This window comes from Gallibacterium genomosp. 2 (genome assembly GCF_000771895.1).
Taxonomy (GTDB): domain Bacteria; phylum Pseudomonadota; class Gammaproteobacteria; order Enterobacterales; family Pasteurellaceae; genus Gallibacterium.
Map to the genome: position 1 here is coordinate 36,395 of NZ_JPXY01000022.1, position 24,943 is coordinate 61,337.

The 24,943-nt window shown below is 38.0% G+C and carries 23 protein-coding genes and 1 other RNA gene; 15 read left to right on the top strand and 9 right to left on the bottom strand.

Annotation, left to right across the window (positions count from 1 at the left end):
- Window positions 1-13: 13 nt before the first annotated feature.
- The 5 genes from mnmE to rpmH form a co-directional block, all read right to left on the bottom strand.
- Entirely contained in the window at window positions 14-1,375 is a 1,362-nt protein-coding gene (mnmE, locus tag P375_RS05260; protein ID WP_209434460.1) for a tRNA uridine-5-carboxymethylaminomethyl(34) synthesis GTPase MnmE, read from the bottom strand.
- A 71-nt stretch (window positions 1,376-1,446) separates the two neighbouring features.
- Complete coding sequence (gene yidC, locus P375_RS05265; RefSeq protein WP_039135188.1) at window positions 1,447-3,069, bottom strand: membrane protein insertase YidC; 1,623 nt, start codon at window positions 3,067-3,069, stop codon at window positions 1,447-1,449.
- The gene (yidD, locus tag P375_RS12135) at window positions 3,069-3,335 is read right to left on the bottom strand and encodes a membrane protein insertion efficiency factor YidD (protein WP_021461367.1); all 267 of its coding nucleotides are present in this window, start codon (window positions 3,333-3,335) and stop codon (window positions 3,069-3,071) included. Before yidD ends, yidC begins: the two co-directional genes overlap by 1 nt.
- Window positions 3,290-3,658, bottom strand: a complete 369-nt coding sequence (gene rnpA, locus P375_RS05270; protein ID WP_039135191.1) for a ribonuclease P protein component — start codon at window positions 3,656-3,658, stop codon at window positions 3,290-3,292. The genes yidD and rnpA overlap by 46 nt, the downstream gene beginning before the upstream one ends.
- Window positions 3,659-3,670: 12 nt before the next feature.
- Window positions 3,671-3,805, bottom strand: a complete 135-nt coding sequence (rpmH, locus tag P375_RS05275; protein ID WP_013745661.1) for a 50S ribosomal protein L34 — start codon at window positions 3,803-3,805, stop codon at window positions 3,671-3,673.
- A 331-nt stretch (window positions 3,806-4,136) separates the two neighbouring features.
- Here rpmH and dnaA point away from each other — a divergent pair, with 331 nt between their 5' ends.
- From dnaA to recF, 3 genes are read left to right on the top strand one after another with little or no spacing between them, the layout of a single operon-like run.
- Window positions 4,137-5,504 (top strand): chromosomal replication initiator protein DnaA, encoded by a 1,368-nt coding sequence (gene dnaA, locus P375_RS05280; RefSeq protein WP_039135194.1) that lies wholly within the window; start codon window positions 4,137-4,139, stop codon window positions 5,502-5,504.
- Window positions 5,505-5,515: 11 nt separating this feature from the next.
- Window positions 5,516-6,616 carry a DNA polymerase III subunit beta gene (gene dnaN / locus P375_RS05285; RefSeq protein ID WP_039135195.1) on the top strand — a complete coding sequence of 367 codons (1,101 nt, stop codon included), beginning with the start codon at window positions 5,516-5,518 and terminating at the stop codon, window positions 6,614-6,616.
- Window positions 6,617-6,618: 2 nt separating this feature from the next.
- Window positions 6,619-7,698, top strand: coding sequence for a DNA replication/repair protein RecF (recF, locus tag P375_RS05290; RefSeq protein WP_039135197.1), 1,080 nt, complete (start codon window positions 6,619-6,621; stop codon window positions 7,696-7,698).
- Between the two features lie 16 nt (window positions 7,699-7,714).
- On the opposite strand, the gene rluC is transcribed toward recF, so the two are convergent.
- Window positions 7,715-8,680 carry a 23S rRNA pseudouridine(955/2504/2580) synthase RluC gene (rluC, locus tag P375_RS05295; RefSeq protein WP_039135200.1) on the bottom strand — a complete coding sequence of 322 codons (966 nt, stop codon included), beginning with the start codon at window positions 8,678-8,680 and terminating at the stop codon, window positions 7,715-7,717.
- A gap of 431 nt (window positions 8,681-9,111) precedes the next feature.
- On the opposite strand from rluC, the gene rne reads away from it, so the two are divergent.
- A complete protein-coding gene (gene rne, locus P375_RS05300) occupies window positions 9,112-12,093 on the top strand; it encodes a ribonuclease E (RefSeq protein WP_039135203.1) in 2,982 nt (993 codons plus the stop codon).
- Window positions 12,094-12,172: 79 nt separating this feature from the next.
- On the opposite strand, the gene P375_RS05305 is transcribed toward rne, so the two are convergent.
- The 3 genes from P375_RS05305 to P375_RS05310 form a co-directional block, all read right to left on the bottom strand.
- Window positions 12,173-12,769, bottom strand: coding sequence for a 5-formyltetrahydrofolate cyclo-ligase (locus P375_RS05305; RefSeq protein ID WP_039135206.1), 597 nt, complete (start codon window positions 12,767-12,769; stop codon window positions 12,173-12,175).
- 18 nt (window positions 12,770-12,787) lie between these two features.
- A non-coding RNA gene (gene ssrS / locus P375_RS12140) (6S RNA) lies at window positions 12,788-12,967 on the bottom strand.
- A gap of 68 nt (window positions 12,968-13,035) precedes the next feature.
- Window positions 13,036-13,338: a cell division protein ZapA gene (locus P375_RS05310; protein ID WP_013745654.1), complete on the bottom strand. Its 303-nt coding sequence runs from the start codon at window positions 13,336-13,338 to the stop codon at window positions 13,036-13,038.
- Between the two features lie 138 nt (window positions 13,339-13,476).
- Between P375_RS05310 and P375_RS05315 the strand changes: the two genes are divergently transcribed.
- From P375_RS05315 to P375_RS05365, 11 genes are all read left to right on the top strand, one after another.
- Window positions 13,477-14,031 (top strand): UPF0149 family protein, encoded by a 555-nt coding sequence (locus tag P375_RS05315; RefSeq protein ID WP_039135209.1) that lies wholly within the window; start codon window positions 13,477-13,479, stop codon window positions 14,029-14,031.
- 11 nt (window positions 14,032-14,042) lie between these two features.
- Window positions 14,043-15,380 carry a Xaa-Pro aminopeptidase gene (gene pepP, locus P375_RS05320; RefSeq protein WP_039135212.1) on the top strand — a complete coding sequence of 446 codons (1,338 nt, stop codon included), beginning with the start codon at window positions 14,043-14,045 and terminating at the stop codon, window positions 15,378-15,380.
- A gap of 2 nt (window positions 15,381-15,382) precedes the next feature.
- Window positions 15,383-16,570 carry a 2-octaprenyl-6-methoxyphenyl hydroxylase gene (gene ubiH, locus P375_RS05325; RefSeq protein ID WP_039135215.1) on the top strand — a complete coding sequence of 396 codons (1,188 nt, stop codon included), beginning with the start codon at window positions 15,383-15,385 and terminating at the stop codon, window positions 16,568-16,570.
- Complete coding sequence (locus P375_RS05330) at window positions 16,570-17,790, top strand: FAD-dependent monooxygenase (protein ID WP_039135218.1); 1,221 nt, start codon at window positions 16,570-16,572, stop codon at window positions 17,788-17,790. The genes ubiH and P375_RS05330 overlap by 1 nt, the downstream gene beginning before the upstream one ends.
- A gap of 156 nt (window positions 17,791-17,946) precedes the next feature.
- Window positions 17,947-18,408, top strand: coding sequence for a transcriptional regulator AsnC (gene asnC, locus P375_RS05335; RefSeq protein ID WP_013745649.1), 462 nt, complete (start codon window positions 17,947-17,949; stop codon window positions 18,406-18,408).
- 27 nt (window positions 18,409-18,435) lie between these two features.
- Window positions 18,436-19,194 carry a uridine phosphorylase gene (gene udp, locus P375_RS05340; RefSeq protein WP_039135221.1) on the top strand — a complete coding sequence of 253 codons (759 nt, stop codon included), beginning with the start codon at window positions 18,436-18,438 and terminating at the stop codon, window positions 19,192-19,194.
- 446 nt (window positions 19,195-19,640) lie between these two features.
- The gene (gene tig, locus P375_RS05345) at window positions 19,641-20,942 is read left to right on the top strand and encodes a trigger factor (protein WP_039135223.1); all 1,302 of its coding nucleotides are present in this window, start codon (window positions 19,641-19,643) and stop codon (window positions 20,940-20,942) included.
- A 139-nt stretch (window positions 20,943-21,081) separates the two neighbouring features.
- Window positions 21,082-21,669 carry an ATP-dependent Clp endopeptidase proteolytic subunit ClpP gene (gene clpP, locus P375_RS05350; protein ID WP_013745609.1) on the top strand — a complete coding sequence of 196 codons (588 nt, stop codon included), beginning with the start codon at window positions 21,082-21,084 and terminating at the stop codon, window positions 21,667-21,669.
- A gap of 11 nt (window positions 21,670-21,680) precedes the next feature.
- On the top strand, window positions 21,681-22,928 hold the full coding sequence (gene clpX, locus P375_RS05355) for an ATP-dependent protease ATP-binding subunit ClpX (protein ID WP_039135226.1): 1,248 nt from the start codon (window positions 21,681-21,683) through the stop codon (window positions 22,926-22,928).
- Between the two features lie 142 nt (window positions 22,929-23,070).
- Window positions 23,071-23,469 carry a YbaN family protein gene (locus tag P375_RS05360; RefSeq protein ID WP_039135228.1) on the top strand — a complete coding sequence of 133 codons (399 nt, stop codon included), beginning with the start codon at window positions 23,071-23,073 and terminating at the stop codon, window positions 23,467-23,469.
- Window positions 23,470-23,599: 130 nt separating this feature from the next.
- Entirely contained in the window at window positions 23,600-24,901 is a 1,302-nt protein-coding gene (locus P375_RS05365) for an anaerobic C4-dicarboxylate transporter (protein ID WP_039135230.1), read from the top strand.
- Window positions 24,902-24,943 lie beyond the last annotated feature (42 nt).

Genomic DNA, 24,943 nt, shown 5'->3' on the forward strand with positions numbered 1-24,943 from the left:
CTTAGCACGCATTTTATTTTCCGATACAGAAAGAGCTGAAGATATTACCAAGTAAATCATCAGACGTGAATTGTCCGGTGATCTCGCTGAGTGCGTTCTGTGCCATTTTCAATTCTTCTGCCAACAGTTCACCGGCATAGAATTGAGTTAATTGGATATGCCCTTGCTGCAAATGTTGTGCCGCTTGTTCTAATGCTTCCAAATGGCGACGGCGAGCTAAAAAGCCTCCTTCGGTAACGGTTTGATAGCCGATACTCTCTTTGAGATGCGCTTTCAATAATTGAATACCTTGCTGCGTTTTAGCTGAAAGGGTAATGGTGGTATAACCATTTTCAGTGCGAATGCCTTCTGCTTCGCCGCTAATATCTGCTTTATTACGAATAATCGTAACAGGGATTGATGGTGGCAATCTGGACATAAACTCCGGCCAAATTTTTTCCGGCAGCGTTTCATCCGTTGTCGTGCTGTCGAGCATAAATAATACACGATCGGCTTGATCAATTTCTTGCCAAGCACGTTCTATTCCAATACGCTCCACTTCATCCGTAGCTGTACGCAAACCGGCGGTATCAATAATATGTAACGGCATCCCATCCAAGTGAATATGTTCCCGCAATACATCACGAGTTGTACCGGCAATATCAGTAACAATGGCAGCATCACGACCAGCGAATGCATTCAACAGGCTTGATTTGCCAGCATTCGGACGACCGGCAATCACCACTTTCATCCCTTCTCTAAGTAAAGAACCTTGTTTTGCTTGAGATTGAACTTCTGCCACTTTGGCTATAATTTGATTTAAATGTGCTTCGATTTTGCCATCGGCAAGAAAATCAATTTCTTCATCCGGAAAATCAATTGCTGCTTCAACATAGGTTCGTAGATAGATCAATTCGTCTACTAATTGGTGAACTTTGGTGGAAAATTCGCCTTGTAGTGATTTTAAAGCTGAACGTGCTGCCTGCTCCGAACTAGCATCAATCAAATCAGCAATTGCTTCAGCCTGAGTTAAATCAATTTTATCGTTTAAAAAAGCCTGTTCTGAAAACTCTCCTGGTCTGGCTAAACGAACACCTTTAATCTGTAGAATGCGTTTTAAGAGCAGATCCAAAATAACCTGCCCGCCGTGACCTTGCAATTCCAAAACATCTTCTCCGGTAAAGGAATTGGGTGCTTTGAAAAAGAGGGCAATGCCTTGATCAAGTACAGAGCCGTCAATGTCTTTAAAAGGAAGATAGTTAGCAAAGCGAGGTTTTAATGTTTTTCCCAACACCTCTTTGGCAACTTGTTCAGAAAGTGGGCCGGAAACCCGCAAAATGCCTACTCCTCCTCGACCAGGAGGGGTTGCTTGAGCGACAATCGTTTCTTTTTCTATCATATTTTTCTCTTGTTTCTATATAAATTTAAGGCATCTTAATTAAGATGCCTTTCTGTTATTTTGGAAATTTATTTATGACGAGAGTGTAATCCTTTTTTCTCTAAGCCCCGATAAATTAGTTGCTGTTGAATAATGGTAATGATGTTAGACACCAACCAATAAAGCACTAAGCCTGAAGGGAACCATAGGAAGAAGAAAGTGAACATCACAGGCATAAACATCATTACTTTTTGTTGCATTGGATCGGCAACAGGAGTTGGTGACATTTTTTGTAATAAGAACATTGATGCTCCCATTAACAATGGCAAAATGTAATATGGATCTTGTGCTGATAAATCCTGAATCCAACCAAAGAATGGTGCATGTCGTAATTCAACCGCTTCTAAGAATGTCCAATATAGTGCGATAAAAATTGGCATTTGCAGCAAAATTGGTAGACATCCACCAAGAGGATTCACTTTTTCTTCTTTATAAAGTTTCATCATTTCTTGGCTCATACGTTGACGATCATCACCGAAACGTTCACGCATTTCTTGAATTTTCGGTTGTAACATACGCATTTTTGCCATTGAAGTATATTGAGCTTTAGTAAGCGGATAAAGAATGGCTTTTACAACAATAGTAACACCTATAATTGCCAAGCCCCAGTTGTGAACAAGGCTTTGAATAAACTGCAATAACCAGAAGAGTGGTTTTGCAATAAACCAAGCCCAACCATAGTCAACAGTTAAATCCAAGTGTGGAGCGACGGTTTCCATTTCATTTTGTAATTTTGGCCCAACCCAAAGTTGGCTGGTAATAGTATCAGTGGCTCCGTTGGCAATGGATGTGATTGGACCGCGATAACCGATGTAAGCGAAATCACCTTGTGTTGAAGTATATAGTTGATTATCGGCATCTTGATTTGGAATCCACGCGGATACGAAATAGTGCTGAAGAATTGCAGCCCAACCTTGTTTAGTTTTAATTGCAAGATTGTCTTTTTGCATATCTTCAAAAGAGTACTTTTTGTAATTGGTTTCTGATGAAGAGTATGCACCACCGGTATAAGTCGGCATTGCAATGTTTCCAGAACTTTCTACTAAAGTATGTTTAAGCTGACCATATGGTTGGACTTGAATAGTTGAACCACTGTTATTGGTTACTTCAAAATTCACTTTTACATCATAACTGTTTCGGTTTAATGTAAAAATTTTGCGGTAGGTAACACCATCTTTGGTAAATGTAAACGGAATGCTAAGTTCATTTTGACCTTCTGCTAAAGTGAAATTATCGCCGTCTACTTGATAATCAGCACGCCCAGCAACAGTATCGCTACCATTGGCACCAATTAGCCCACTTTGAGCAATATAAACGTGTTTTGCTGTATTTTCCAGCAAAGCAAAAGGGGTTTCAGAGTGTAATTCAGCACCATATTTTAATAATTGGGCTTCGACAATATCACCGCCTAAGGTATCAATTTTTAAACGCAAGACATCACTTTGTAAGGTGATGATTTTACCTTGCTGTTGATTGTTATCAATGGTGGTGTTGGCTGCTGTACTGACCGTGGTCGGCACTTCACTCTTATCAACTTGAGTTTGGGTTGCAGTCTGCGCCGGTTGAGGATTGTTGTCTATTTCCCATTGTTGGTAAATCAAAAATGAGATAAAGAGCAAAGCAATTACGAGTAAACTACGTCTTGAATCCATTATTTTTTTCTCTGTGGTTTATGATTATCAATATGTGGCGGTACAGGATCATAGCCTGATGAACCAAAAGGATGACATTTTAATATACGCTTCAGTGTAAGCCAACCCCCTTTTATCACTCCGTGTGTTTGAATTGCTTCAATCCCATACTGAGAACAAGTCGGGGTGAAGCGACAACGCGGACCAATTAAAGGGCTAATTGCAATCTGATAAAAGCGGATTATGCCGATGAAGATTTTTTTGAAAAGCGTAGATGTCGTTGCCATAATTTATCTAACATTTTGAATAACAACATATTATCTATGTCACTAATGCCTTTTCTTGCAATGATAATAAAATCATAATTAGGTAATAAATGCTGTTGTAAACGAAAGCTTTCACGACAAATCCTTTTAATACGATTACGTTGATTGGCGCGTTTTGCATATTTTTTGGCAACAGTTAAACCTAATCGAGGATGTTGCAAACTATTGGGACGAGCGATAATGGAGATTTCAGGCAAAGAAGCTCTGAAAGGTTGTTGGAAAACAAAATTAAATTGAGAGGGAGTTAGTAAACGTAACTCCCTTGAAAAACCTAGCTTAGACACTCGATAATTAGATTATGCACTTAAACGCGCACGACCTTTAGCACGACGACGAGCTAAAACTTGGCGACCTTTTTTAGTTGCCATACGAGCACGGAAACCATGGGTGCGGCTACGTTTTAATACAGAAGGTTGGAAAGTACGTTTCATTTTCTTATCTACCTAATAAATAAAGTTTTAATATTCAAAATGTGAACCTGTTACTGCAAATCTAAACAGCACCATTTTATTAAAACAAAAAGTTACAATAAAAAGAGGTCGCAATTCTAATCATAATTTTGCTGTTCGTCAAATATTAAAGGTAAAAAAGTAGTTTTTCATTTGCCTCAACGGGTAATTCTATGATTAGAGATTTGAATGACATTAGAAATAAAACTAAAAATTGATCTTTAGTGAAGATCTTAACTTGAGTTTATTGTATGATACACATCGATTTTAAATGAATTCATATAGAATAGATAACCATCAATAGACCAGACCTATGGAACAGCATAGATTTTCTTCTTTATGGCAAAGTTGCCTATTACAATTGCAAGATAAGACTTCCGAGATAGATTTTAGTACTTGGTTACGTCCACTACAGGCGGATATTTCAGATACTACAATGATTTTATATGCTCCGAATCGATTTGTTCGTGATTGGGTTCAGGATAAATATGTATCTCAAATAGAGGAAATTGTTCGTTTTTTAACGGAAAATCCGCAATTTGTTGTGCGTGTTCGAGAGGGAACGCGTCCGGTCAGGGAAGCGACTCAGGTAGCAGAAGAGATGTCTATTACTGTTACTGAAACGAATACGGAGCAAATACAGCCAACGCATAAATTTAAAACCAACCTTAATCCTAAATATGAATTTCATAATTTTGTGCAAGGTAAATCTAATCAACTGGCAAGAGTAGTTGCGCAAAAAGTTGCAGAAAAGATAGGTGATGAAGGCTATAATCCGCTATTTCTTTATGGTGGAACGGGCTTAGGTAAAACACACTTATTGCACGCTATTGGTAACGGTATTTTGAAGAATAAACCGAATGCAAGAGTGGTTTATATTCATTCTGAACGTTTTGTTCAAGAATTAGTAAAAGCATTAAAGTCGGAAACTATTGAAAAATTTAAGAAGTTTTATCGTTCTTTAGATGCATTATTGATTGATGATATTCAATTTTTTGCTGGTAAAGAAGGATCACAGGAGGAGTTTTTCCATACTTTCAACAGTCTATTTGAAGGGGGACGACAGATCATTTTGACATCTGATCGTTATCCTAAAGAGATTGATAAAATAGAGGAACGTTTAAAATCTCGCTTTAATTGGGGATTAAGTGTTGCAATCGAACCACCTGAATTAGAAACAAGGGTGGCAATTTTGTTGAAAAAAGCGGAAGAGAGCAATATTGTTTTACCTGAAGAGGTCGCTTTTTTTATTGGTCAGAAATTACGTACTAATGTGCGTGAATTGGAAGGTGCTTTAAATCGTGTCAGTGCCAATGCAAATTTTACTGGTCAGCCCATTACTATTGATTTTGTACGTGAAACGTTGAAAGATATGCTGGCAGTACACGATCGTTCTGTAACATTAGATAATATTCAACGTGTTGTGGCAGAACGTTATCGCATTAAAGTGGCTGATTTAAAATCGAAAAGTAAAGCACGATCAGTAGTTCGTCCTCGCCAAATGGCAATGGCATTGTCAAAAGAGTTAACAAATCATAGTTTGCCTGAAATCGGTCGTGCTTTTGGTGATCGTGATCATACTACTGTATTACACGCTTGTCGGAAAATTGCTGAATTGCGTGATTCAGACAATAATATCAGTGAAGATTATTCAAATCTTATTAGAACGTTATCAACTTAAAGGTGGGCATTATGCAATTTATTGTCGCAAGAGAAAATTTATTAAAACCTTTACAGCAGGTGTGTGGAGTGTTGAATAATCGTCCATCTTTACCTGTGTTAAATAATATTTTAGTTCAGATAGACGGTGATCGTTTAACCTTAACTGGTTCTGATCTTGAGGTTGAGCTTTCCACTTTTGTGCAATTAGTGTCATCCAGTGAAAACGGAACATTTACCATTCCTGCACGTAAATTTTTGGATATTTGTCGTTCCTTAAATGAGGATGCTCAAATTACTGTGAATTACGAAAATGATCGTGTTTTGGTTACGGCTGAACGCAGTAAATTTAACTTGGCAACATTGCCAGCGGAGAGTTATCCAAATTTAACACAATTAGATTTTGATGTTGAATTAAATATTGAGCAATCTGTATTACGCCGTGTGATGGAAGCCACTCAATTCTCAATGGCAAATCAGGATGCTCGTTATTTTTTAAATGGAATGAAGTTTGAAACTGAAAATAATGTATTAAGAACAGTGGCAACTGATGGACATCGATTAGCAGTTTGTGGTATCCAATTGCAACAGGGTGTTCCTGATTATGCGATTATTGTACCGCGTAAAGGTGTAATTGAATTGATGCGTTTGCTTGATAGTAATAGTGAGAATGCTTATATCCGAATGGGGCAAAGTAATATCCAAGTACACCTCAATAATGTGATTTTTACCTCAAAATTGATTGACGGACGTTTTCCTGATTATCGCCGTGTCTTGCCGAAAAATGCGGATCGAATTTTGGAAGTGGATTGGAATTCATTAAAACAGGCGTGTGTTCGTGCAGCTATTTTATCTAATGAACGTTTTCGTGGAGTGCGTTTGATTATTGAAGCTAATCAGCTAAAAATTTTAGCGCAGAATCCAGATCAGGAAGAAGCTGAAGAAGTTATTGATGTGAATTATCAAGGCGAACCAATGGAAGTCGGTTTTAATGTTAGCTATATTTTGGATGTGTTGAATGCGTTGAAATGCCAGTCAGTAAGAATGCGTTTAACCGATGCAACTTCAAGTTGCTTAATTGAAGATTGTGAACAGAGTAATGCCGAATATGTGATTATGCCGATGCGTTTATAGTTATGGCTTTATCTCAACTCAATATTCAACATTTTAGAAATATTAAAGCCGTGAATTTAGCCTTAAATTCAGGCTTTAATTTTTTGATTGGGCATAACGGCAGCGGTAAAACCAGCCTGTTGGAAGCTATCTATTTTCTTGGACATGGGCGTTCGTTTAAAAGCTCGGTAGTGAATCGTATTATTCAATACGATCAACCTGAATTTACTCTATTTGCTAAAGTAGAACAACAGCAACAAGCGTGGACATTGGGTTTACAGAAAACACGGCAAGGTGAAAATATTATTCGGATTAATGGTAAAGATGGTCATAAGATTTCCGAACTTGCCCATTTATTACCAATGCAGCTTATTACACCGGAAGGGTTAACGTTGATTAATGGTGGGCCGAGTTATCGACGTGCTTTTCTTGATTGGGGCTTATTTCATCTTGAACCTCAATTTCATTATCAATGGTCAGCGATGAATCGTTTGTTAAAGCAACGTAATGCAGCATTGCAACAAACGGAGGATTATGCATTGTTAAAAATTTGGGATCAGTCATTATGTCAACTAGCACAACAAATTAGTGACTGGCGACAACATTATGCAGACGAACTGAAGAAGGAAATCACACAGACTTGTCGATTATTTTTGCCAGAAGTGGAAATAGATGTTCATTTTTATCAAGGCTGGAATAAAGAGAGTGATTATGCTGATATTTTAATTGAAAATTTCCAACGCGATAGAAGCCTCGGTTATACGATGTCCGGTCCACAACGTGCTGATTTTAAATTTAAGGCGAATGGAATGCCGGCAGAAGATATCCTTTCAAGAGGACAATTAAAATTGTTAATGTGTGCGTTGCGATTAGCACAGGGAGAGCATTTAATGCGGAAGCAGCAACGACACTGTATTTTTTTAATTGATGATTTTGCTTCGGAACTTGATCCGAATAAACGGGCTTTATTGGCACAACGCTTAAAAGAGAGCCATTCTCAGGTGATTATTACAGCTATTACTGTAGAACAATTACAGCAACCTTATTGGCAGGAGGGGAGTAGATTTCAATTATTGAATGGGGAATTATTGCCTTTAGAATAATTCCCCAAGCGGAATATTAACTGCGCAGCTTTGCTAACAATTGTTTGCACTGTTGATCTAACGGTGCAGCAATAACCATTTGTTCACCACTTTTTGGGTGGGTAAAACGGATACTTGCGGCGTGTAGAAAAAGACGTTGCAATCCGAGCGATGCCAACTGTTGATCAAACTCTTTACTGCCATACTTAGTGTCGAACGCAATTGGATGCCCAGCATATTGCGTATGAACACGAATTTGATGAGTTCTGCCGGTAACAGGTGAGGCTTTTACTAAGGTTGCGATTTTAAAACGTTCTTCAACCTTAAATCTTGTTTCCGAAGGTTTTCCTTGATCACTTACTTTTACTATCCGCTCACCACTGGATAATTCATTTTTTAATAAAGGTGCTTTGACAACTTTACAATGCGATTGCCATTCGCCACGTACTAATGCTAAATAATCTTTTTGTATTGTTTTTTCACGAAGTTGTTCGTGCAAATTGCGCAAAGCGGAGCGTTTCTTAGCGACTAATAAAATACCAGAAGTATCTCGATCTAAACGGTGTACTAACTCTAAAAATTTGGCTTGAGGACGCAAAGCACGAAGTGCTTCAATAACACCGAAACTTAGACCGCTACCACCGTGTACAGCAATACCCGAAGGTTTATTGATAATTAATAGTTGATCATCTTCAAATAAAATTTGTTGTTCCAGCGTATTTACTTTATTTAATTTTGTTGAAATTGGTGCAGTATTACTTTTTTCACTGATGCGTACCGGTGGAATACGGACAACATCGCCGACCTGTAATTTATATTCAGGTTTAATTCTGCCTTTATTGACGCGCACTTCACCTTTGCGAATAATACGATAAATTAAGCTTTTTGGTACGCCTTTTAATTTGGTAAGCAGATAATTATCAATGCGTTGCAGCTCTTCCCCCGCTTCAATGGTAATAAGTTGTACAGAGGTATTAACCACTTTGTCTTTGGATTTATTCATAAGTACTCTAACCTTAAAATTTGTGCGTATCATATCATTAAGCGTTTTAAGTTGCGAAAATATTCTGTTGAGCTGTGGTTAATTGCACTATCTTTAGCTTTCCAAAAGTCAGAGAAAATGGAATAATAGAGAGCATTTTTGTAAATCAGATGCTACTGAATTTTTGTAGTTGTATTTGCAAAGAGTTGTCGAATAAAACAGATTTTTTGGTGCTGCGGTAGGCGTAAGACGCCAATATTGTTGATGTTATACAGAACATGATTCAATAAATTCAACAGAAGTCAGTCGGTAAGTGATATAGACCAATGATTGCCGGTTGGTATTCTATGCAAATAATGAGAGTCGAGAGATTGGCATAACCTGCAACGACAGAATAAAGTGTTGGTATAACATCGTATTGATAAAGCTATAACAAGAATAGAGAAATAACGATGAAAAGAATGTTAATTAACGCCACGCAAAAAGAAGAGTTGCGTGTCGCTTTAGTTGATGGTCAGCGACTGTTTGACCTAGATATTGAATCACCTGGACACGAACAAAAGAAAGCTAATATCTATAAGGGGAGAATTACTCGTGTTGAACCTAGTTTAGAAGCTGCATTTGTTGATTATGGTGCAGAAAGGCACGGTTTCCTTCCTCTCAAAGAAATTGCTCGAGAATATTTTCCGGAAGGTTATGTTTATCAAGGAAGACCGAATATTCGTGATATTTTGCAGGAAGGGCAGGAAGTTATTGTTCAAGTCAGTAAAGAAGAGCGAGGAAATAAAGGCGCAGCTTTAACGACTTTTGTATCTTTGGCGGGTAGTTATTTGGTGATTATGCCGAATAATCCACGAGCCGGTGGTATTTCTCGTCGTATTGAAGGTGATGAGCGTTTAGAACTTAAAGAATCACTGAGTTCTTTAGAAGTACCGGAAGGTGTCGGGCTTATCGTCCGTACTGCTGGAGTGGGGCGTTCTCCAGAAGAGTTGCAATGGGATTTGCACGTGCTGCTTCATCATTGGGAAGCCATTAAACAGGCTTCGGAATCTCGTCCTGCACCGTTCTTGATCCATCAGGAAAGCGATGTGATTGTGCGTGCGATTCGAGATTATTTGCGTCGTGATATTGGTGAAATTTTAATTGATAGCCGTAAGGTTTTCGATAAAGTCAAAGAACATATTAAATTAGTTCGTCCTGATTTTATCAATCGCGTTAAACTTTATCAGGGAGAAGTGCCTTTATTTAGTCATTTCCAGATTGAGTCTCAAATTGAATCAGCATTCCAACGAGAAGTACAATTGCCTTCAGGCGGTTCCATTGTTATTGATGTAACAGAGGCATTGACAGCAATTGATATTAATTCTGCCCGTTCTACTCGAGGCGGAGATATTGAAGAAACAGCATTGAATACAAACTTGGAAGCAGCCGATGAGATCGCACGTCAGTTGCGTTTGCGTGATTTAGGTGGCTTAATTGTTATTGATTTCATTGATATGACACCGGCTCGTCATCAACGTGAAGTGGAAAATAGAATGCGTGAGGCAGTGCGCCAAGATCGTGCCAGAATCCAAATTAGCCGTATTTCTCGTTTTGGATTATTGGAAATGTCTCGTCAGCGTTTAAGTCCTTCGCTTAATGAATCGACACATCATATTTGTCCTCGTTGTCAGGGTACAGGTAAGGTGCGTGATAATGAATCGTTGTCACTCTCTATTTTACGTTTGTTGGAAGAAGAAGCGTTAAAAGAACATACTAAACAAGTGCATACAATTGTACCTGTAAAAATTGCAACTTATTTGTTAAACGAAAAACGTAAAGCAATTACTGATATCGAAAAACGCCACAATGTTCAAATTGTTGTAGTGCCTCACGAACAAATGGAAACTCCTCATTTCTCGGTGTTCCGCTTGCGTGATGGGGAAGATAATCACACTTTAAGTTATAACTTGGCGAAACTTCACGATATTCAAGAAGATGCAGATAGTGAAGAATCATTGCTCAATCGTACAATTGATCTTTCCAATAGTACGACAGCTAATCCGGCAGCTGAAGTGGCTGCGGTGGAGATTACTATTTCTGAGCCGGCACCATTAGTGAAAAAAGAAGAAATTAAAGATTCTTTATTAGCACGCATATGGAAAAAATTAAAAGCGTTTTTTGCTGATAATACGCAAGAGGAAAAAGAGAAACAGAATCGAAGCCGTACTGGTAATAAACGCCATCGTCGTAGTGATAAAGAAAATAATCGTCAGAAAGACAGACGTAATGAAGAGCGTCGAGCAAAAGATTCTGCTAATGTTGCAAATAAAGAAGATCTTAAGCGCACAAAACGGGCTAACCGCAAGGTGGCGGAAGATCTGAATGAATCTGTTTCTGTCACGAAGAAAGTGGATGAAGCAAAGGAAAGCAGTAAAGAACAGCAGGTAGCTTCGCGTCGTCAACGCCGTGATTTACGTAAGAAAGTTCGTTTATCTGAAAATAATCCGCAGCTTAATGCTAATAGAGAAGGAAATAGTGTTGAAAAAACGGTTGAATCGGAGGATGTTTCTCAAGTTTCTATTGAAAAAATAGAAATAAACAATGTCACTGAGGTTGTTAAGGAAAATAGTGGCGTAACAACAGTTATACAAGAAAAAAATGAGCAGATACAAGACGATAAGCAAAAAATACAATCTCAGCTTTTAGAAGAGAAGAGTGAAACGGTAGCGGAAAATGCCCATACAGAGGATGCGGAAGAGAATGAAATCTGTCATCGTGAAAATAATCGTACCCGTCGTTTACCGCGTCATTTACGAATGAACAGTCGCAGACGTCGTCATTATCAAGAAACTGTTTCCCCAATGCCATTGTTTATGGCGGTAGCCTCACCGGAATTAGCAAGTGGAAAAATTCATTTACCATTTGTGAACCGCATAGAAAAAGAGAAAAATAATAACTTTGTTTCTGTTGATGAAATGCTTGAACAGCAAAAACAACATAAAAATGACACTTTAGTACCAGTAATTTCAGCAGTGGAGAGTAGAGAAAGCAACCCTCGTCCGTTGGAAGCTGTGTTGACAATGGAAGCGAACGGTAAGGAAGCAAAATCAAAACCAAACAGCAGCATTAATCAAGCGATGCAAGCCGAACAGGCAGCAGTTCGATATGGGGCAATGGAGCAATCATCTGCTGTTTCAGAGGAGAAAAAAGAAGATAAGATAAAGCCTTATTTGTCTGATTATCGATTTGATGGTCGTTTAGGTACATTTTCAGCGGTACATCATATTAAGGCAGAGATGACATTAGCGCAGGCTGATGAGTTGCCAATGATGCTATTAAATATTGTTGAATGGAAAGGTTCACGTTATAGCTTTAGAGGTCGTGGCGCAGCAGGCTATCATACTGCTATTGATCACGCTACTGTGGAGCCGACACAAGCAAAAGCTGAATAGATAATCAGAAAAATCATAGAGCCATACAAGTTTGTCGCTTGTATGGCTTTTTTATTTGGATAGAAAATTAAGAAATGAATTAAACGGCTAAAATTTCAAATAAAGGCATATCCCAATCTTCGGTCGGAATATGTTCAACTTGTTGGCAATGGTGAGCTAATCCTATCGGTAGAAAAGGTTTATTTTGCCAATTTTCAAGAGTTCTATCATAAAAACCGCCTCCCATTCCAAGACGATTTTTTTTCAGATCAAAAGCGACTAAAGGGGTAAAAATAATATCCAATCGATCAGGGGGTAAAACTTGTCTGACATCTAATTCCGGTTCAAGAATATTAAATTTATTTTTAACAAGTTTTGTTGTTGGCGTGTAAGAAAGAAATAATAGATTCCCTTTGCTAAAAGGGTGTAATACCGGTAAATAGAGACAGTAACCCTGCTGCCATAATGTTTTAATTAAATAACTCGTTGAGATTTCCCCATCAAAAGATAAATAAACTGCAATATTTTTTACGTTTAAAGGCGCTAGAAAATCCATAGCAACTTTTGCAACTTTCTGTTCAGCCATTGTCTGTTGTTGTAAAGTTAATGAGGAACGTCTTTGACGAATAAATCTTCTCAACTGTTGTCGTTGATATGATTTATTTGCAGATATATCAATAGAGGATTGAAGAGTCATTGTTTGTTTCAATTTAATTAGAAACCCAAGGTGCCGGTGTGGGTGATCGGTCCTTGAACCCTACGGTTCAAGGGAGTCAGTCTTACAATCATTAGGCTTCTTGATAACAAGCATGCTCACCGACTGTAGGTAACCAACTCTAAAAAATATCAGTATCGGCTCAGGGACGTAACCCATTGTCGAACACCCCAGGTTGAGAATAATAGTACCTTAAATTTTTTAATTTGCCTAGTCAGAGATTAGAATTTCTTGTTTTAAATCAGATTTTATTTTCTGGTAGGCATATTAGATAAAATAGTGCTTAAAGAATGTTCTATTTGTTCAATTTTATTGTTGATTAAATATTCTCGTTCAGAATTTTGCTGTTGCTGAGTTAATAATTCATAGCATAAATTTAAACCAACAATAGTGAGCGCTTTATCCAATTGAATAATTCCGGTGCGATTTTTTAATTCAGAAACCTTTTTTTCTAAAACCTCAGCTGCTTCTCTTAATGCCTGTTGTTGATCTTCCGGGCAGCTTAAACGCAGATTTTGACCAAAAATATACAAATCAATATTTTTAGACATAAAAGACCTCTTAGATAAATAATAAAATTATAGAAATGGCGGTATTATGCCATAGCAAATAAGTTTCGTCATAGATTATTGGTGGATATATAAGGTTGGTGATAGAATGACAACATTTACGATCAGATGGAATATAGAATGGTTGCAATAACAGCTCAACAACTGAACAATGAATTAAAACAGGCAGGCATAGCCTTAAACGGTGTTGAATTACACGGGCTTTTAAGCGGATTTATCTGTGGCGGTATTAGAGATGAAAGTTGGAAAACCTTGCTTTATAAATTTACTAATGATGATCACGCTTACCCTATTCAATTATTAACAAAGATCACGGAACTTTATCAAGCACTACAGAAAAATTTAGCTGATATTACAGAATTTGAGTTTGATCTTGATTTAGGCGAGTCAGGCGATGTTTTCCAAAATATCAATGCATTAAGTGAATGGAGTAATCATTTTTTACTCGGCTTAGGATTAGCTCAACCAAATTTACAGCAAGAAAAACAAGAAGATATTATTGAAGCAATATCTGATTTACGTGAAATTTGCCAACTTGGCTATGAAGACGGTGATGATGAAGAGGGGCTGGAACAAGCTTTTGAAGAGATTGTTGAGTATTTAAGAACGATTGCAATGCTGTTCTATTCCCATTTTGGTCAGGCTCAGGTAACAATGCACCAAACTGTGCATTAAGGAAGAATTTGATGGATTTAAGTTATATGGCAGAAATGCCGAAAGAAGAGTTTCAGCAACGGCGTCAGCGTGTATTGGAACAAATGTCGGATAACAGCGCTCTTATTCTGTTTTCAAGTTTGGAGTGTAAGCGCAATGCGGATACTACCTATCCATTTCGCCAAGATAGTTATTTTTGGTATTTAACCGGATTTAACGAACCGGATTCAGTGCTATTACTGAAAAAGAGTAATAAAGAACAGCACACTATTCTGTTTTTGCGTCCGTCCGATCCCTTAATGGAAACTTGGAATGGTCGCCGTTTGGGCGTAGAGAAGGCAACAACAGAACTAAATTTGGATGTCGCTTTTTCGATTGAAGATTTGCAACAACAATTACCGCTGTTATTAAACGGCACGCAAACACTCTATTATGCGCAAGAAGTTCAGACTTGGGGTGATGAAGTTGTGCGTCAGACATTGTCTTTAATGCGTGCTAAACAGCGTCAGGGATTGCGCGCACCATTGACACAAATTTGCTGGCGTCCAATTTTAGATGAAATGCGTTTATTTAAGTCAGAAAACGAAATTCGTTTAATGCAGCAAGCAGGGCAAATTTCGGCATTGGCACATATGCGTGCAATGAAGCAGGCTCGTCCACAGCGGTTTGAATATGAATTGGCAAGTGAATTGTTGCACGAGTTTAACCGTTTCGGTGCGAGATATGAATCTTTTGGTTCAATTGTTGCGAGTGGTGATAATGCCTGTATTTTGCACTATACAGAAAATGATCGCTTAATGCAGGACGGTGATTTAGTGTTAATTGATGCCGGTTGTGAATTTGCTATGTATGCAGGTGATATTAGTAGAACTTTTCCAGTAAATGGCAAATTCAGTCAAGCACAGCGAGATATTTATCAAATTGTGCTTGAAGCAGAAAAGCGAGCGATAGCGTTGTTAGTTAATGGTAATTCCATCAAACAAGCGAATGATGAAGTGTTGAAAATTAAGGTTGCTGGCTTGGTTAAATTAGGTATTTTATCCGGTGATGTAGAGCAGTTAATTGCCGAAAAAGCCTATTTGCGCTTTTATATGCACGGTTTAGGTCATTGGCTTGGATTGGACGTTCACGATGTTGGTGAATATGGTGAAAATCGTAGTCGTAAGCTAGAACCAGGAATGGTAATAACAGTTGAGCCGGGGTTATACATTCCTAATGAGGAAGATATTCCGCAAGCTTATCGAGGAATTGGCGTTCGTATTGAAGATGATCTTCTGATTACAGAGTATGGTAATAAAGTGTTAACTGCTGCTGTACCAAAAGAGATAGATGAAATCGAAGCCTTAATGGCAGCTACTAACAAGGATTGATTATGCAACAACACTACGACGTGATCATTGGTGGTGGTGCAATGAATGGTTTGACGCTTGCGTTGGCGTTATCCCACTTTTCATTGCAGCGATTAAAAATTGCTGTGGTTGAAAAACGGTTGCAGCAGGAGCAACAAGGAGTTGGGTTTGATACTCGTTGTGTTGCTTTATCTGATGGGACTTGTCGTAAGTTAGCCAAAATTCCTTTTTCCGACCACTATTCATTGTGGGATAAAATATGTTCATTTGCGGAACCGATTAAACAAGTGCATATTTCTGAGCAGCACCATTCAGGCATTGTCGAAATTAATGCTCAAGAGTTGCATTTGTCGCAAGTCGGTGCGGTTGTTCCATTAAGCGAAATGGGGTTAATGTTTAGCCAAGCGTTAAAGGCTCAACAGAATATTGATTTTATTTGTCCGGATAGCATTGTTGAGTTACAAACATCAAAACAACAGATTTCCGTATTATTACAAAGTGGACAACAGCTAAGTGCAAAATTACTGGTCGCAGCGGATGGCAGTGATTCAAAAATTGCTGAATTGGCAAAGATTGCCACCGAAACGGTGCATAATTACCAACAAACAGCGATCATTGCTAATGTGAGAATTTCCAGCTCACATAACGGGCGAGCTTTTGAACGCTTTACGACACAAGGGCCAATTGCATTATTGCCGTTAGCGGACAAAATGATGTCATTAGTGTTTTGTACGAAAGCGCCGGAACAGCTACTTAATATGAATGATGAACAATTCATATCGCATTTACAACAGCAGTTCGGTTGGCGTTTAGGTGCGTTTCAGGCTGTTAGTCGCCGTTATGCCTATCCATTAATGTTAAAACGGGCGACATCTTTTGTCGGAGATCGTATTGCGTTAGTCGGAAATGCAGCACAAACACTGCACCCTGTGGCAGGGCAAGGCTTTAATTTAGGAATTCGTGATGTTTTTGCATTAGCGAAAATCGTGGCGGAAGCAGATGAGATCGGTTCGGCAGCAATGTTGCAACAGTATCAGCAGCAGCGCCTTGCCGATCAACAGCATATTATTGGCTTAACAGATAATTTAGTGCAAATTTTTAGTAATTCATTGTTACCGTTACAAATTTTGCGCAATTTGGGTTTAATTGGATTAAGTAGCTGCGCTTTATTACGAAATCGTTTTGTACAACCTACTTTGGGAAGAGTTTAATGAAAACGTTCGATATTGTCGTCATTGGTGGCGGAATGGTTGGTTTGGCATTTGCACAGGCTCTAAAACAGAGTGCCTGTTCGATAGCTGTGATTGAGGCAAATAATGCGGTATTTGACTTCTCTGATGTTGGTTATAGAGTAAGCGCATTAAATCTTTCTTCTGAAGCAATGTTGCGACAATTTGATGTTTGGCGACAGTTAAAATCGTGGCGAGTAACTGCCTATGCAGAAATGCAGGTATGGGAAAAGGATAGCTTTGGACGAATAGATCTTAATACTGATCAACTTGGAGTTGAGCATCTAGGGCATATTGTGGAGAACCAATTGATTAGACAAGCGTTATATCAAGCGGTTGTCGCTCAAGAAAATGCTGAAGTGATTGTGAGCAGACCGGTGTCGTTGGGTGTCAATCAGGACAATGCGATTTTAGGCTTGGAAAACGGTGAAATTTTAGTCGCAAAATTGGTGGTTGGCGCGGACGGTGCGAATTCGTGGTTACGCCAACAGGCAAATATTCCACTGGTTTTCCGTGATTATCAACATTCAGCTTTAGTATGTAATGTGGAAACAGAAGAACCTCACCAACAAATTTGTCGACAAATTTTTTCCCCGAACGCAATTTTAGCTTTTTTGCCGTTACATCAGTCAAATTTAAGCTCGATAGTCTGGTCGCAGGATCCGGTGCAGGCAGAGGCTATGAAGAGTTGTGAACCGCAACAGTTTAATCGCTATTTAACTACAGCGTTTGATAATAGATTGGGGTTATGCAAGCTGGTAACGCAACGTAGTGTTTATCCACTTACAGCACGATTTGCTCGACAATTTGCCTCACAGCGCATTGCTTTGGTTGGCGATGCGGCACACACTATTCATCCACTTGCCGGTTTAGGCGTGAATTTAGGGTTTATGGATGCGTTGGCATTGGCGGAAGAGGTGGATAAACATTTAGCACAGGATAAAGATATCGGCAGTTATCGTCATTTACGTCATTATGAACGTTGGCGTAAGGCGGAGGCATTAAAAATATTGACAGCAATGCAGGGTTTTAAAGATCTTTTTGCCGGTGAGCAACCGTTAAAAAAATTAATACGAGGGGTAGGGTTATCATTAACCAATCAACTCTCGCCGATTAAGCAACAATTTATTCAGCAAGCAACCGGATTAAGTGGGGATTTACCACAACGAGTTAGACAGTTAAATCTCTTTGATTTAGCTTGAAATTTTGATCTGCTTCACATTTTTATTGGAAGAATGATAAAAAAATGGATTTTGCCTTGAAACAAATTAGTAACTCTCTTACCATTAGAAGAAATTTATTTTTCATATCGATAAATTATATATTATCTAATTATTTCATTACTTATAAGGCTGAATATGCAACCAGTTACCAATATTGATCATTTAGATCAACAGATTTTACGTGTGTTAACGCAAGACGCTCGTACTCCGTATGCGGAAATGGCGAAAAATTTCGGTGTCAGTCCGGGAACTATTCACGTTAGAGTCGAAAAAATGCGACAGTCCGGCATTATTGAAGGTACAAAAGTCAAAATTAATGAAAGACGTTTAGGCTATGATGTTTGTTGTTTTATCGGCATTATCCTGAAAAGTGCAAAAGATTATGAAAAAGTGATCGCAAAGCTGAAAGATTTTGATGAAGTGGTAGAGGCTTATTACACAACCGGAAATTATTCAATATTTATCAAGGTGATGACACATACTATCGAAGAATTGCATCACGTGTTGGCAACGAAAATTCAACTAATTGATGAGATCCAATCAACTGAAACTTTGATCTCAATGCAAAATCCTATTCTCCGAGATATAAAACCATAACGTACAAAAATAAGATAAGGAGGCTGTATGTCTGATGTGTTCCATTTGGGTTTAAAGAAAACTGATTTAGATGGGGCTACTCTTGCAATTGTGCCGGGAGCACCAGAAAAAGTACCGGTTATTGCCAAGCTGTTGGATAATCCTAAATTTTTAGTATCTACACGTGAATTTACTTCGTGGCTAGGCTATTTGCACGGTAAAGCCGTGGTTGTTTGTTCTACCGGTATTGGCGGCCCATCGGTATCCATTGCTGTTGAAGAGTTGGCACAGCTTGGTGTGCGTACCTTTTTACGTATCGGCACAACGGGAGCGATTCAACCGCATATTAATGTCGGTGATGTTCTGATCACAACCGGTGCGGTACGTTTGGATGGCGCAAGCCAACACTTTGCGCCGTTAGAGTATCCAGCAGTGGCGAATTTTGAATGTACCACAGCACTTTATCGTGCAGCACAAGAGTTAAATCCGAACAAAACTTATGTCGGCATTACGGCTTCATCGGATACTTTCTATCCTGGGCAAGAGCGTTATGACACTTACAGTGGTAAAGTTTGGCGTAAGTTTGCTGGCTCTTTGAAACAGTGGCAGGAACTTAATGTAATGAATTTTGAAATGGAATCGGCAACGCTGTTTACAATGTGTTCAGCGTTAGGGTTACGAGCTGGTATGGTTGCAGGTGCAATTGTTAACCGCACACAACAGGAAATTCCTAATGAGGCAACAATGAAAGCGACAGAAGAAAATGCGGTGAAAATTGTTGTGAGAGCAGCGGAGTATCTTCTTTAATAAAAACTAAATTTAGTTTTAATAAAGATTAAAAATAATGATAAAAACCTAGTTCAAAACTGGGTCTTTGATTTAATAAAAATCTCAAATTAAAAATACTCCAATATTACAAATATCTTCTATTGTTCTCTGTCATCTACCCTAATGTAGATAGAAAAATAAGTCATTGAAGGTTTGTCAATGATCTATAAGATGTTCTTGTTATCTGATGTGAGCTTAAAATTAAATTATTTAGCACAAGGGAAGAAGTAAAAGCAATTAAATTGAGTGAACAATAAACAACTATCCGTTTTTATCGTTCGCTTTCTCGACATATTACCAATGAATAGGCTATAATCGGGCGTTCTTTTTAATACGCTTGTATTACTTTTAAATAATAGGTATTTTTTGCGTGTTCGGTAGCAATAGAAAGTGCCGAGTACAATTATTTTTTTGAGGTAGCATAAATGCAAATTTCAGTAGAAACAACTCAAGGATTAGAACGCCGTATTAGCATTACTGTACCGGCAGACGAGATCGAACAAGCTGTTCGTGAAGAATTAAAAAGAGTAGCTAAAACTGCTCGTATTGATGGTTTCCGTAAAGGTAAAGTGCCGCCAAGCATCATTGAAAAACGCTTTGGAGCTTCTGCCCGTCAGGATGTTTTAGGTGATGTAATGCAGCGTCACTTTTTTGATGCAGTAATGCAGGAAAAAATCAATTTGGCAAGCCGTCCAACTTTCACACCGGAAAAATACAAGGTTGGTGAAGATTTAACTTTCTCTGCAACTTTTGAAGTTTATCCTGAAATAGAAATCAAAGGTTTAGAAAATATCAAAGTTGAAAAGCCAGTTGTAAAAATCAATGAAGCAGATATTGATAAAATGGTTGATACATTACGTAAACAACAAGCAACTTGGGAAGAAACCACTGAAGCAGCAGCGGCTGACAGTCGTGTAACTTTAGATTTCGTTGGTTCTATTGATGGTGAAGAATTTGAAGGCGGAAAAGCGAATGACTTCATTCTCTTTATGGGACAAGGGCGTATGATCCCAGGTTTTGAAGATGGTATTGTAGGTCATAAAGCCGGTGAACAATTTGACATTGATGTAACTTTCCCAGCCGAATATCACGCTGAAAATTTAAAAGGTAAACCTGCTAAATTTGCTATTACCTTGAAAAAAGTAGAAAAAATGGTACTTCCTGAATTAACAGATGAGTTTGTGGCTAAATTCGGACCAAATACCAAAACTGTAGCTGATCTTCGTGCAGAAATTGAAAAAAATATGCAACGTGAACTTGATAATGCAGTAACTGCAAACATCAAACAGCAAGTTCTTGATGGTTTGCTTGAGCAAAATAATATCGATGTTCCGAATGCAGCGGTTGATGAAGAAATCAACGTATTACGTCAACAAGCAGCACAACGTTTTGGTGGTAATGCTAAACAAGCGCTTGAATTACCACGTGAAATTTTTGAAGAACAGGCTAAACGTCGTGTTAAAGTCGGTTTATTACTTAGCAAAGTTATCTCAGGTAATGACTTAAAAGTAGATGAAGATCGTGTTAAATCAATGATCGCAAGTATTGCTTCTGCTTATGAGCAACCTGAAGAAGTGATTAATTATTACAGTAGCAATAAAGAACTTTCCAACAACATCCGTAACGTTGTATTAGAAGATCAAGCTGTTGATGCAATTCTTGCTAAAGCGCAAGTGTCAGAAGTTGAAAAATCTTTTGACGACATTATGAACACTCCTCGTGCATAATGAATAGGCTATAGCACTATTTGAAAATAGCGCTATAACACAAAATTATTCTACATTCATCAAGTGCGGTTAATCTTTATACCGCACTTTTTCTATTCTTTTTACGATTAAAAAGATTAGCTACAAAATAGGAGAAAATATGGCATTAGTTCCAATGGTTGTCGAACAAACTGCTCGTGGTGAACGTGCTTTCGATATTTATTCTCGCTTGCTTAAAGAACGTGTAATTTTTCTGAACGGTCAAGTAGAGGATAATATGGCTAACTTAATTGTTGCTCAATTATTATTCCTTGAAGCGGAAAATCCTGATGAAGATATTAATCTTTATATCAACTCACCTGGTGGTGTAGTTACTGCCGGAATGGCAATTTATGACACAATGCAATTTATTAAACCTGATGTTCGTACGCTTTGTATGGGACAAGCCTGTTCTATGGGAGCATTTTTATTAGCGGGTGGTGCAGCAGGAAAACGTTTTGCTCTTCCGCACGCTCGTATTATGATTCATCAACCTTTAGGTGGATATCGTGGTCAGGCATCAGATATTCAAATTCACGCACAAGAAATTCTTAAAATCAAAGATACTTTAAATCAACGTCTTGCTTTCCATACCGGTCAACCACTGGAAGTTGTAGAGCGTGATACTGATCGCGATAATTTTATGTCTGCTCAAGCAGCTAAAGAATATGGTTTAATTGATGAAGTATTAACTCATCGTCAACTATAAGTGAGAAATTTATGTCAGATAAACCAGAGAATAATGAGAAATTTTACTGCTCACTTTGTGGTAAAGAGAAACACGAAGTGAGCAAATTGATTGCCGGAGTATCCGGTTATATTTGTAATGAATGTGTGGAAACGTGCCACGATTTATTGATGGAAGAAGCTAATAAGCAGCAAAAAGAGCAAGAGCAAGGAAAAACGCTAGAAAAGCTACCTACACCACATCAAATCCGTGCGCATTTGGATGATTATGTAATCGGACAAGATCAAGCAAAAAAAATCCTTTCTGTCGCTGTTTATAATCATTACAAACGCCTACGTAACAATGAAACAGAGCTTGATGTTGAATTAGGGAAAAGTAATATTTTGCTTATCGGTCCGACTGGAAGTGGAAAAACGTTATTGGCACAAACATTGGCTCGCCAAATTAATGTTCCTTTTGCAATTGCCGATGCGACAACGTTAACTGAAGCCGGTTATGTCGGTGAAGATGTTGAAAATATTATTCAACGGTTATTACAAAATTGTGATTACGATACCGAAAAAGCGGAACAGGGCATTATTTATATTGATGAAATTGATAAAATTACTCGTAAATCTGAAAATCCATCGATTACTAGAGATGTTTCCGGTGAAGGGGTACAACAAGCATTATTGAAACTAATTGAAGGTACAATCGCATCTGTTCCACCCCAAGGCGGAAGAAAACATCCACAGCAAGAGTTTTTGAAAGTGGATACTTCAAAAATTCTCTTTATTTGTGGAGGTGCATTTTCCGGTTTGGATAAAATCATCGAAAAACGCACTCATAAAGATCGTGGAATAGGTTTCAATGCAAATGTACAAAGCAAAGAAAAAGAGAATGATATCAGCAAATTATTTGCACAGGTAGAAACCGAAGATTTAATCAAATTTGGTTTAATTCCTGAATTTGTTGGTCGTTTACCAGTTGTAGCGTCATTAGCGGAACTGGATGAAGAGGCGTTAATTAGTATTTTAACCGTACCGAAAAATGCCTTAATCAAACAATATCAGGCATTGTTTAAACTAGAGAATGTAGAGTTGGAATTCACTCCGGAAGCATTAACCGCCATTGCTAAAAAAGCACTGGCACGTAAAACCGGTGCCAGAGGATTACGTTCCATTGTCGAAGGTGTTTTATTAGATACAATGTACGATCTTCCTTCTTTAGAGGGATTAAAGAAAGTGGTTGTGGATCAGGATGTTATTGAAAACCAATCACTGCCAAAATTAGAATATTAACAACAACATTTGATCTACACTGAAAGATTAATTGATAAGAGTGGTTAATCAGCGGTGTAGATCATTTTCTTTTCTTTTTCATTTCTTTTTTTCACAAAAACTGCTATCTTATTAAGAATAATTCTCAACAAAGAAAAGGCTAATGTTACGCTATATTTATATTTTTCTTGGATTTACTTGTTTAGCTTTAGGCATTCTCGGCGCTTTCTTGCCGGTTTTACCGACAACGCCTTTTTTACTCTGTACGCTTTTTTTCTTTGGAAAAAGTTCCCCTCGATTAGAGCAATGGTTTAAACAAACGCAGATTTATCATAAATACCTCAAAACATTTAATGAACAACGGGCATTAACAAAACGCGCGAAACGTTCCATTCTGTTGATTTCAACTATAATGATGGCACTCTCTTTTTATGCCTCACCAAATATCATAGGTAAGATCGTAATTATTTCATTACTTTTGATCGAATATTGGTGTTTTTTCTTTTGGATAAAAACAATTCCTGAAGAAAAATCAATCTGTCACTCTCGTGAAACGGTGTAATAACATCATTATTTAGATCTAGCTCAACAATATTGATATAAAAACTGATAAAATTATTAACCACAAAGCGTTAATCTTAATTAACGCTTATTTGTTGTGTGTAAATCATAAAATTAAATAAGGAACTTATATGATCTGGTTACAATTTTTAGTTGTACTTTTCTTTATATTTTTAGGTACTCGCCTTGGTGGAATAGGAATCGGTTTTGCTGGCGGTTTAGGTGTTGTTGCATTAGCGTTATTAGGATTAACACCGGGTGAAATTCCATTTGATGTTATTTCTATCATTATGTCTGTTATTATGGCAATCGCTGCAATGCAGGTCGCAGGTGGTATGGATTTCTTAGTTAAATGGGCGGAGCACGTTCTTCGTAAACACCCTAAACACATCACTTTTCTTGCACCGGCAGTAGGTTACTTTATGACTGTTTGTGCTGGTACAGGTCACACTGCATTTTCAATTCTTCCAGTGGTGGCTGAAGTAGCGAAAGAACAAGGTATTAGACCTTCTCGTCCATTGTCCATTACTACTGTTGCTTCACAGATTGCTATTACAGCATCGCCAATTTCTGCTGCTGTTGTTTATCTTGCTGGAGAAATCGAAAAAAATTATGGGATTGGTTACATCGAATTATTAGCAATCTGGATTCCTACTACGTTCGCAGCCTGTATGATTACCGCCTTTATCTGTAACTTCTTAGGCAAAGATTTAAAAGATGACGAAGAATATCAACGTCGTTTAGCGGCAGGTTTAATTAAATTACGTGGTGAATCTCAGATTGAAGTGCAACCTTATGCAAAACGCTCTGTTGCGATCTTCTTAGCTACTGTTATTATCGTGATGTTCTATGCGACATTAATTAGTAAAACCGTTGGTTTAGTTGAGAATCCGGTTTTACCTCGTAACGAAGCGATTATTAGCTTTATGTTAGGGGCAGCCGCATTAATTGTTATTTTCTGTAAAATTGATATTAGCAAAATCACTTCAGCAGCAACATTTAAGTCAGGTATGTCTGCAGCAATTTGTGTAATGGGGGTTGCTTGGTTAGGTAACACTTTTGTTGGTGGTCATATTAATGAAATCAAAGAAGTTTCTGCTGATTTATTACAAAATTATCCTTGGATGTTTGCGGTAATTTTATTCTTTGCAAGTACATTGCTTTATTCACAAGCAGCGACTGCAAAAGCACTTTATCCAACAGCTATTTTGTTAGGGGTTTCTCCACTTTCAGCTGTGGCGGCTTTTGCGGCAGTATCTGCATTGTTCGTATTACCGACTTATCCAACATTAATTGCGGCAGTAGAAATGGATGATACTGGTTCAACTCGTATCGGTAAATTTGTCTTTAATCACCCATTCATTATTCCGGGGGTAATTGCCATTTTCTTATCCGTTCTATTCGGTTTCTTATGGGGAAGCCTATTTATCTAGATGAGATACCTAAACTTTTTAATAAAATCGGGAAGCAGGAGA

Coding starts and splice junctions, on each gene's coding strand:
- yidC (WP_039135188.1), bottom strand. CDS start 3,069: ATGGATTCAAGACGTAGTTTACTCGTAATTGCTTTGCTCTTTATCTCA.
- yidD (WP_021461367.1), bottom strand. CDS start 3,335: ATGGCAACGACATCTACGCTTTTCAAAAAAATCTTCATCGGCATAATC.
- rpmH (WP_013745661.1), bottom strand. CDS start 3,805: ATGAAACGTACTTTCCAACCTTCTGTATTAAAACGTAGCCGCACCCAT.
- dnaA (WP_039135194.1), top strand. CDS start 4,137: ATGGAACAGCATAGATTTTCTTCTTTATGGCAAAGTTGCCTATTACAA.
- dnaN (WP_039135195.1), top strand. CDS start 5,516: ATGCAATTTATTGTCGCAAGAGAAAATTTATTAAAACCTTTACAGCAG.
- recF (WP_039135197.1), top strand. CDS start 6,619: ATGGCTTTATCTCAACTCAATATTCAACATTTTAGAAATATTAAAGCC.
- rluC (WP_039135200.1), bottom strand. CDS start 8,680: ATGAATAAATCCAAAGACAAAGTGGTTAATACCTCTGTACAACTTATT.
- rne (WP_039135203.1), top strand. CDS start 9,112: ATGAAAAGAATGTTAATTAACGCCACGCAAAAAGAAGAGTTGCGTGTC.
- P375_RS05305 (WP_039135206.1), bottom strand. CDS start 12,769: ATGACTCTTCAATCCTCTATTGATATATCTGCAAATAAATCATATCAA.
- P375_RS05310 (WP_013745654.1), bottom strand. CDS start 13,338: ATGTCTAAAAATATTGATTTGTATATTTTTGGTCAAAATCTGCGTTTA.
- P375_RS05315 (WP_039135209.1), top strand. CDS start 13,477: ATGGTTGCAATAACAGCTCAACAACTGAACAATGAATTAAAACAGGCA.
- pepP (WP_039135212.1), top strand. CDS start 14,043: ATGGATTTAAGTTATATGGCAGAAATGCCGAAAGAAGAGTTTCAGCAA.
- ubiH (WP_039135215.1), top strand. CDS start 15,383: ATGCAACAACACTACGACGTGATCATTGGTGGTGGTGCAATGAATGGT.
- P375_RS05330 (WP_039135218.1), top strand. CDS start 16,570: ATGAAAACGTTCGATATTGTCGTCATTGGTGGCGGAATGGTTGGTTTG.
- asnC (WP_013745649.1), top strand. CDS start 17,947: ATGCAACCAGTTACCAATATTGATCATTTAGATCAACAGATTTTACGT.
- udp (WP_039135221.1), top strand. CDS start 18,436: ATGTCTGATGTGTTCCATTTGGGTTTAAAGAAAACTGATTTAGATGGG.
- tig (WP_039135223.1), top strand. CDS start 19,641: ATGCAAATTTCAGTAGAAACAACTCAAGGATTAGAACGCCGTATTAGC.
- clpP (WP_013745609.1), top strand. CDS start 21,082: ATGGCATTAGTTCCAATGGTTGTCGAACAAACTGCTCGTGGTGAACGT.
- clpX (WP_039135226.1), top strand. CDS start 21,681: ATGTCAGATAAACCAGAGAATAATGAGAAATTTTACTGCTCACTTTGT.
- P375_RS05360 (WP_039135228.1), top strand. CDS start 23,071: ATGTTACGCTATATTTATATTTTTCTTGGATTTACTTGTTTAGCTTTA.
- P375_RS05365 (WP_039135230.1), top strand. CDS start 23,600: ATGATCTGGTTACAATTTTTAGTTGTACTTTTCTTTATATTTTTAGGT.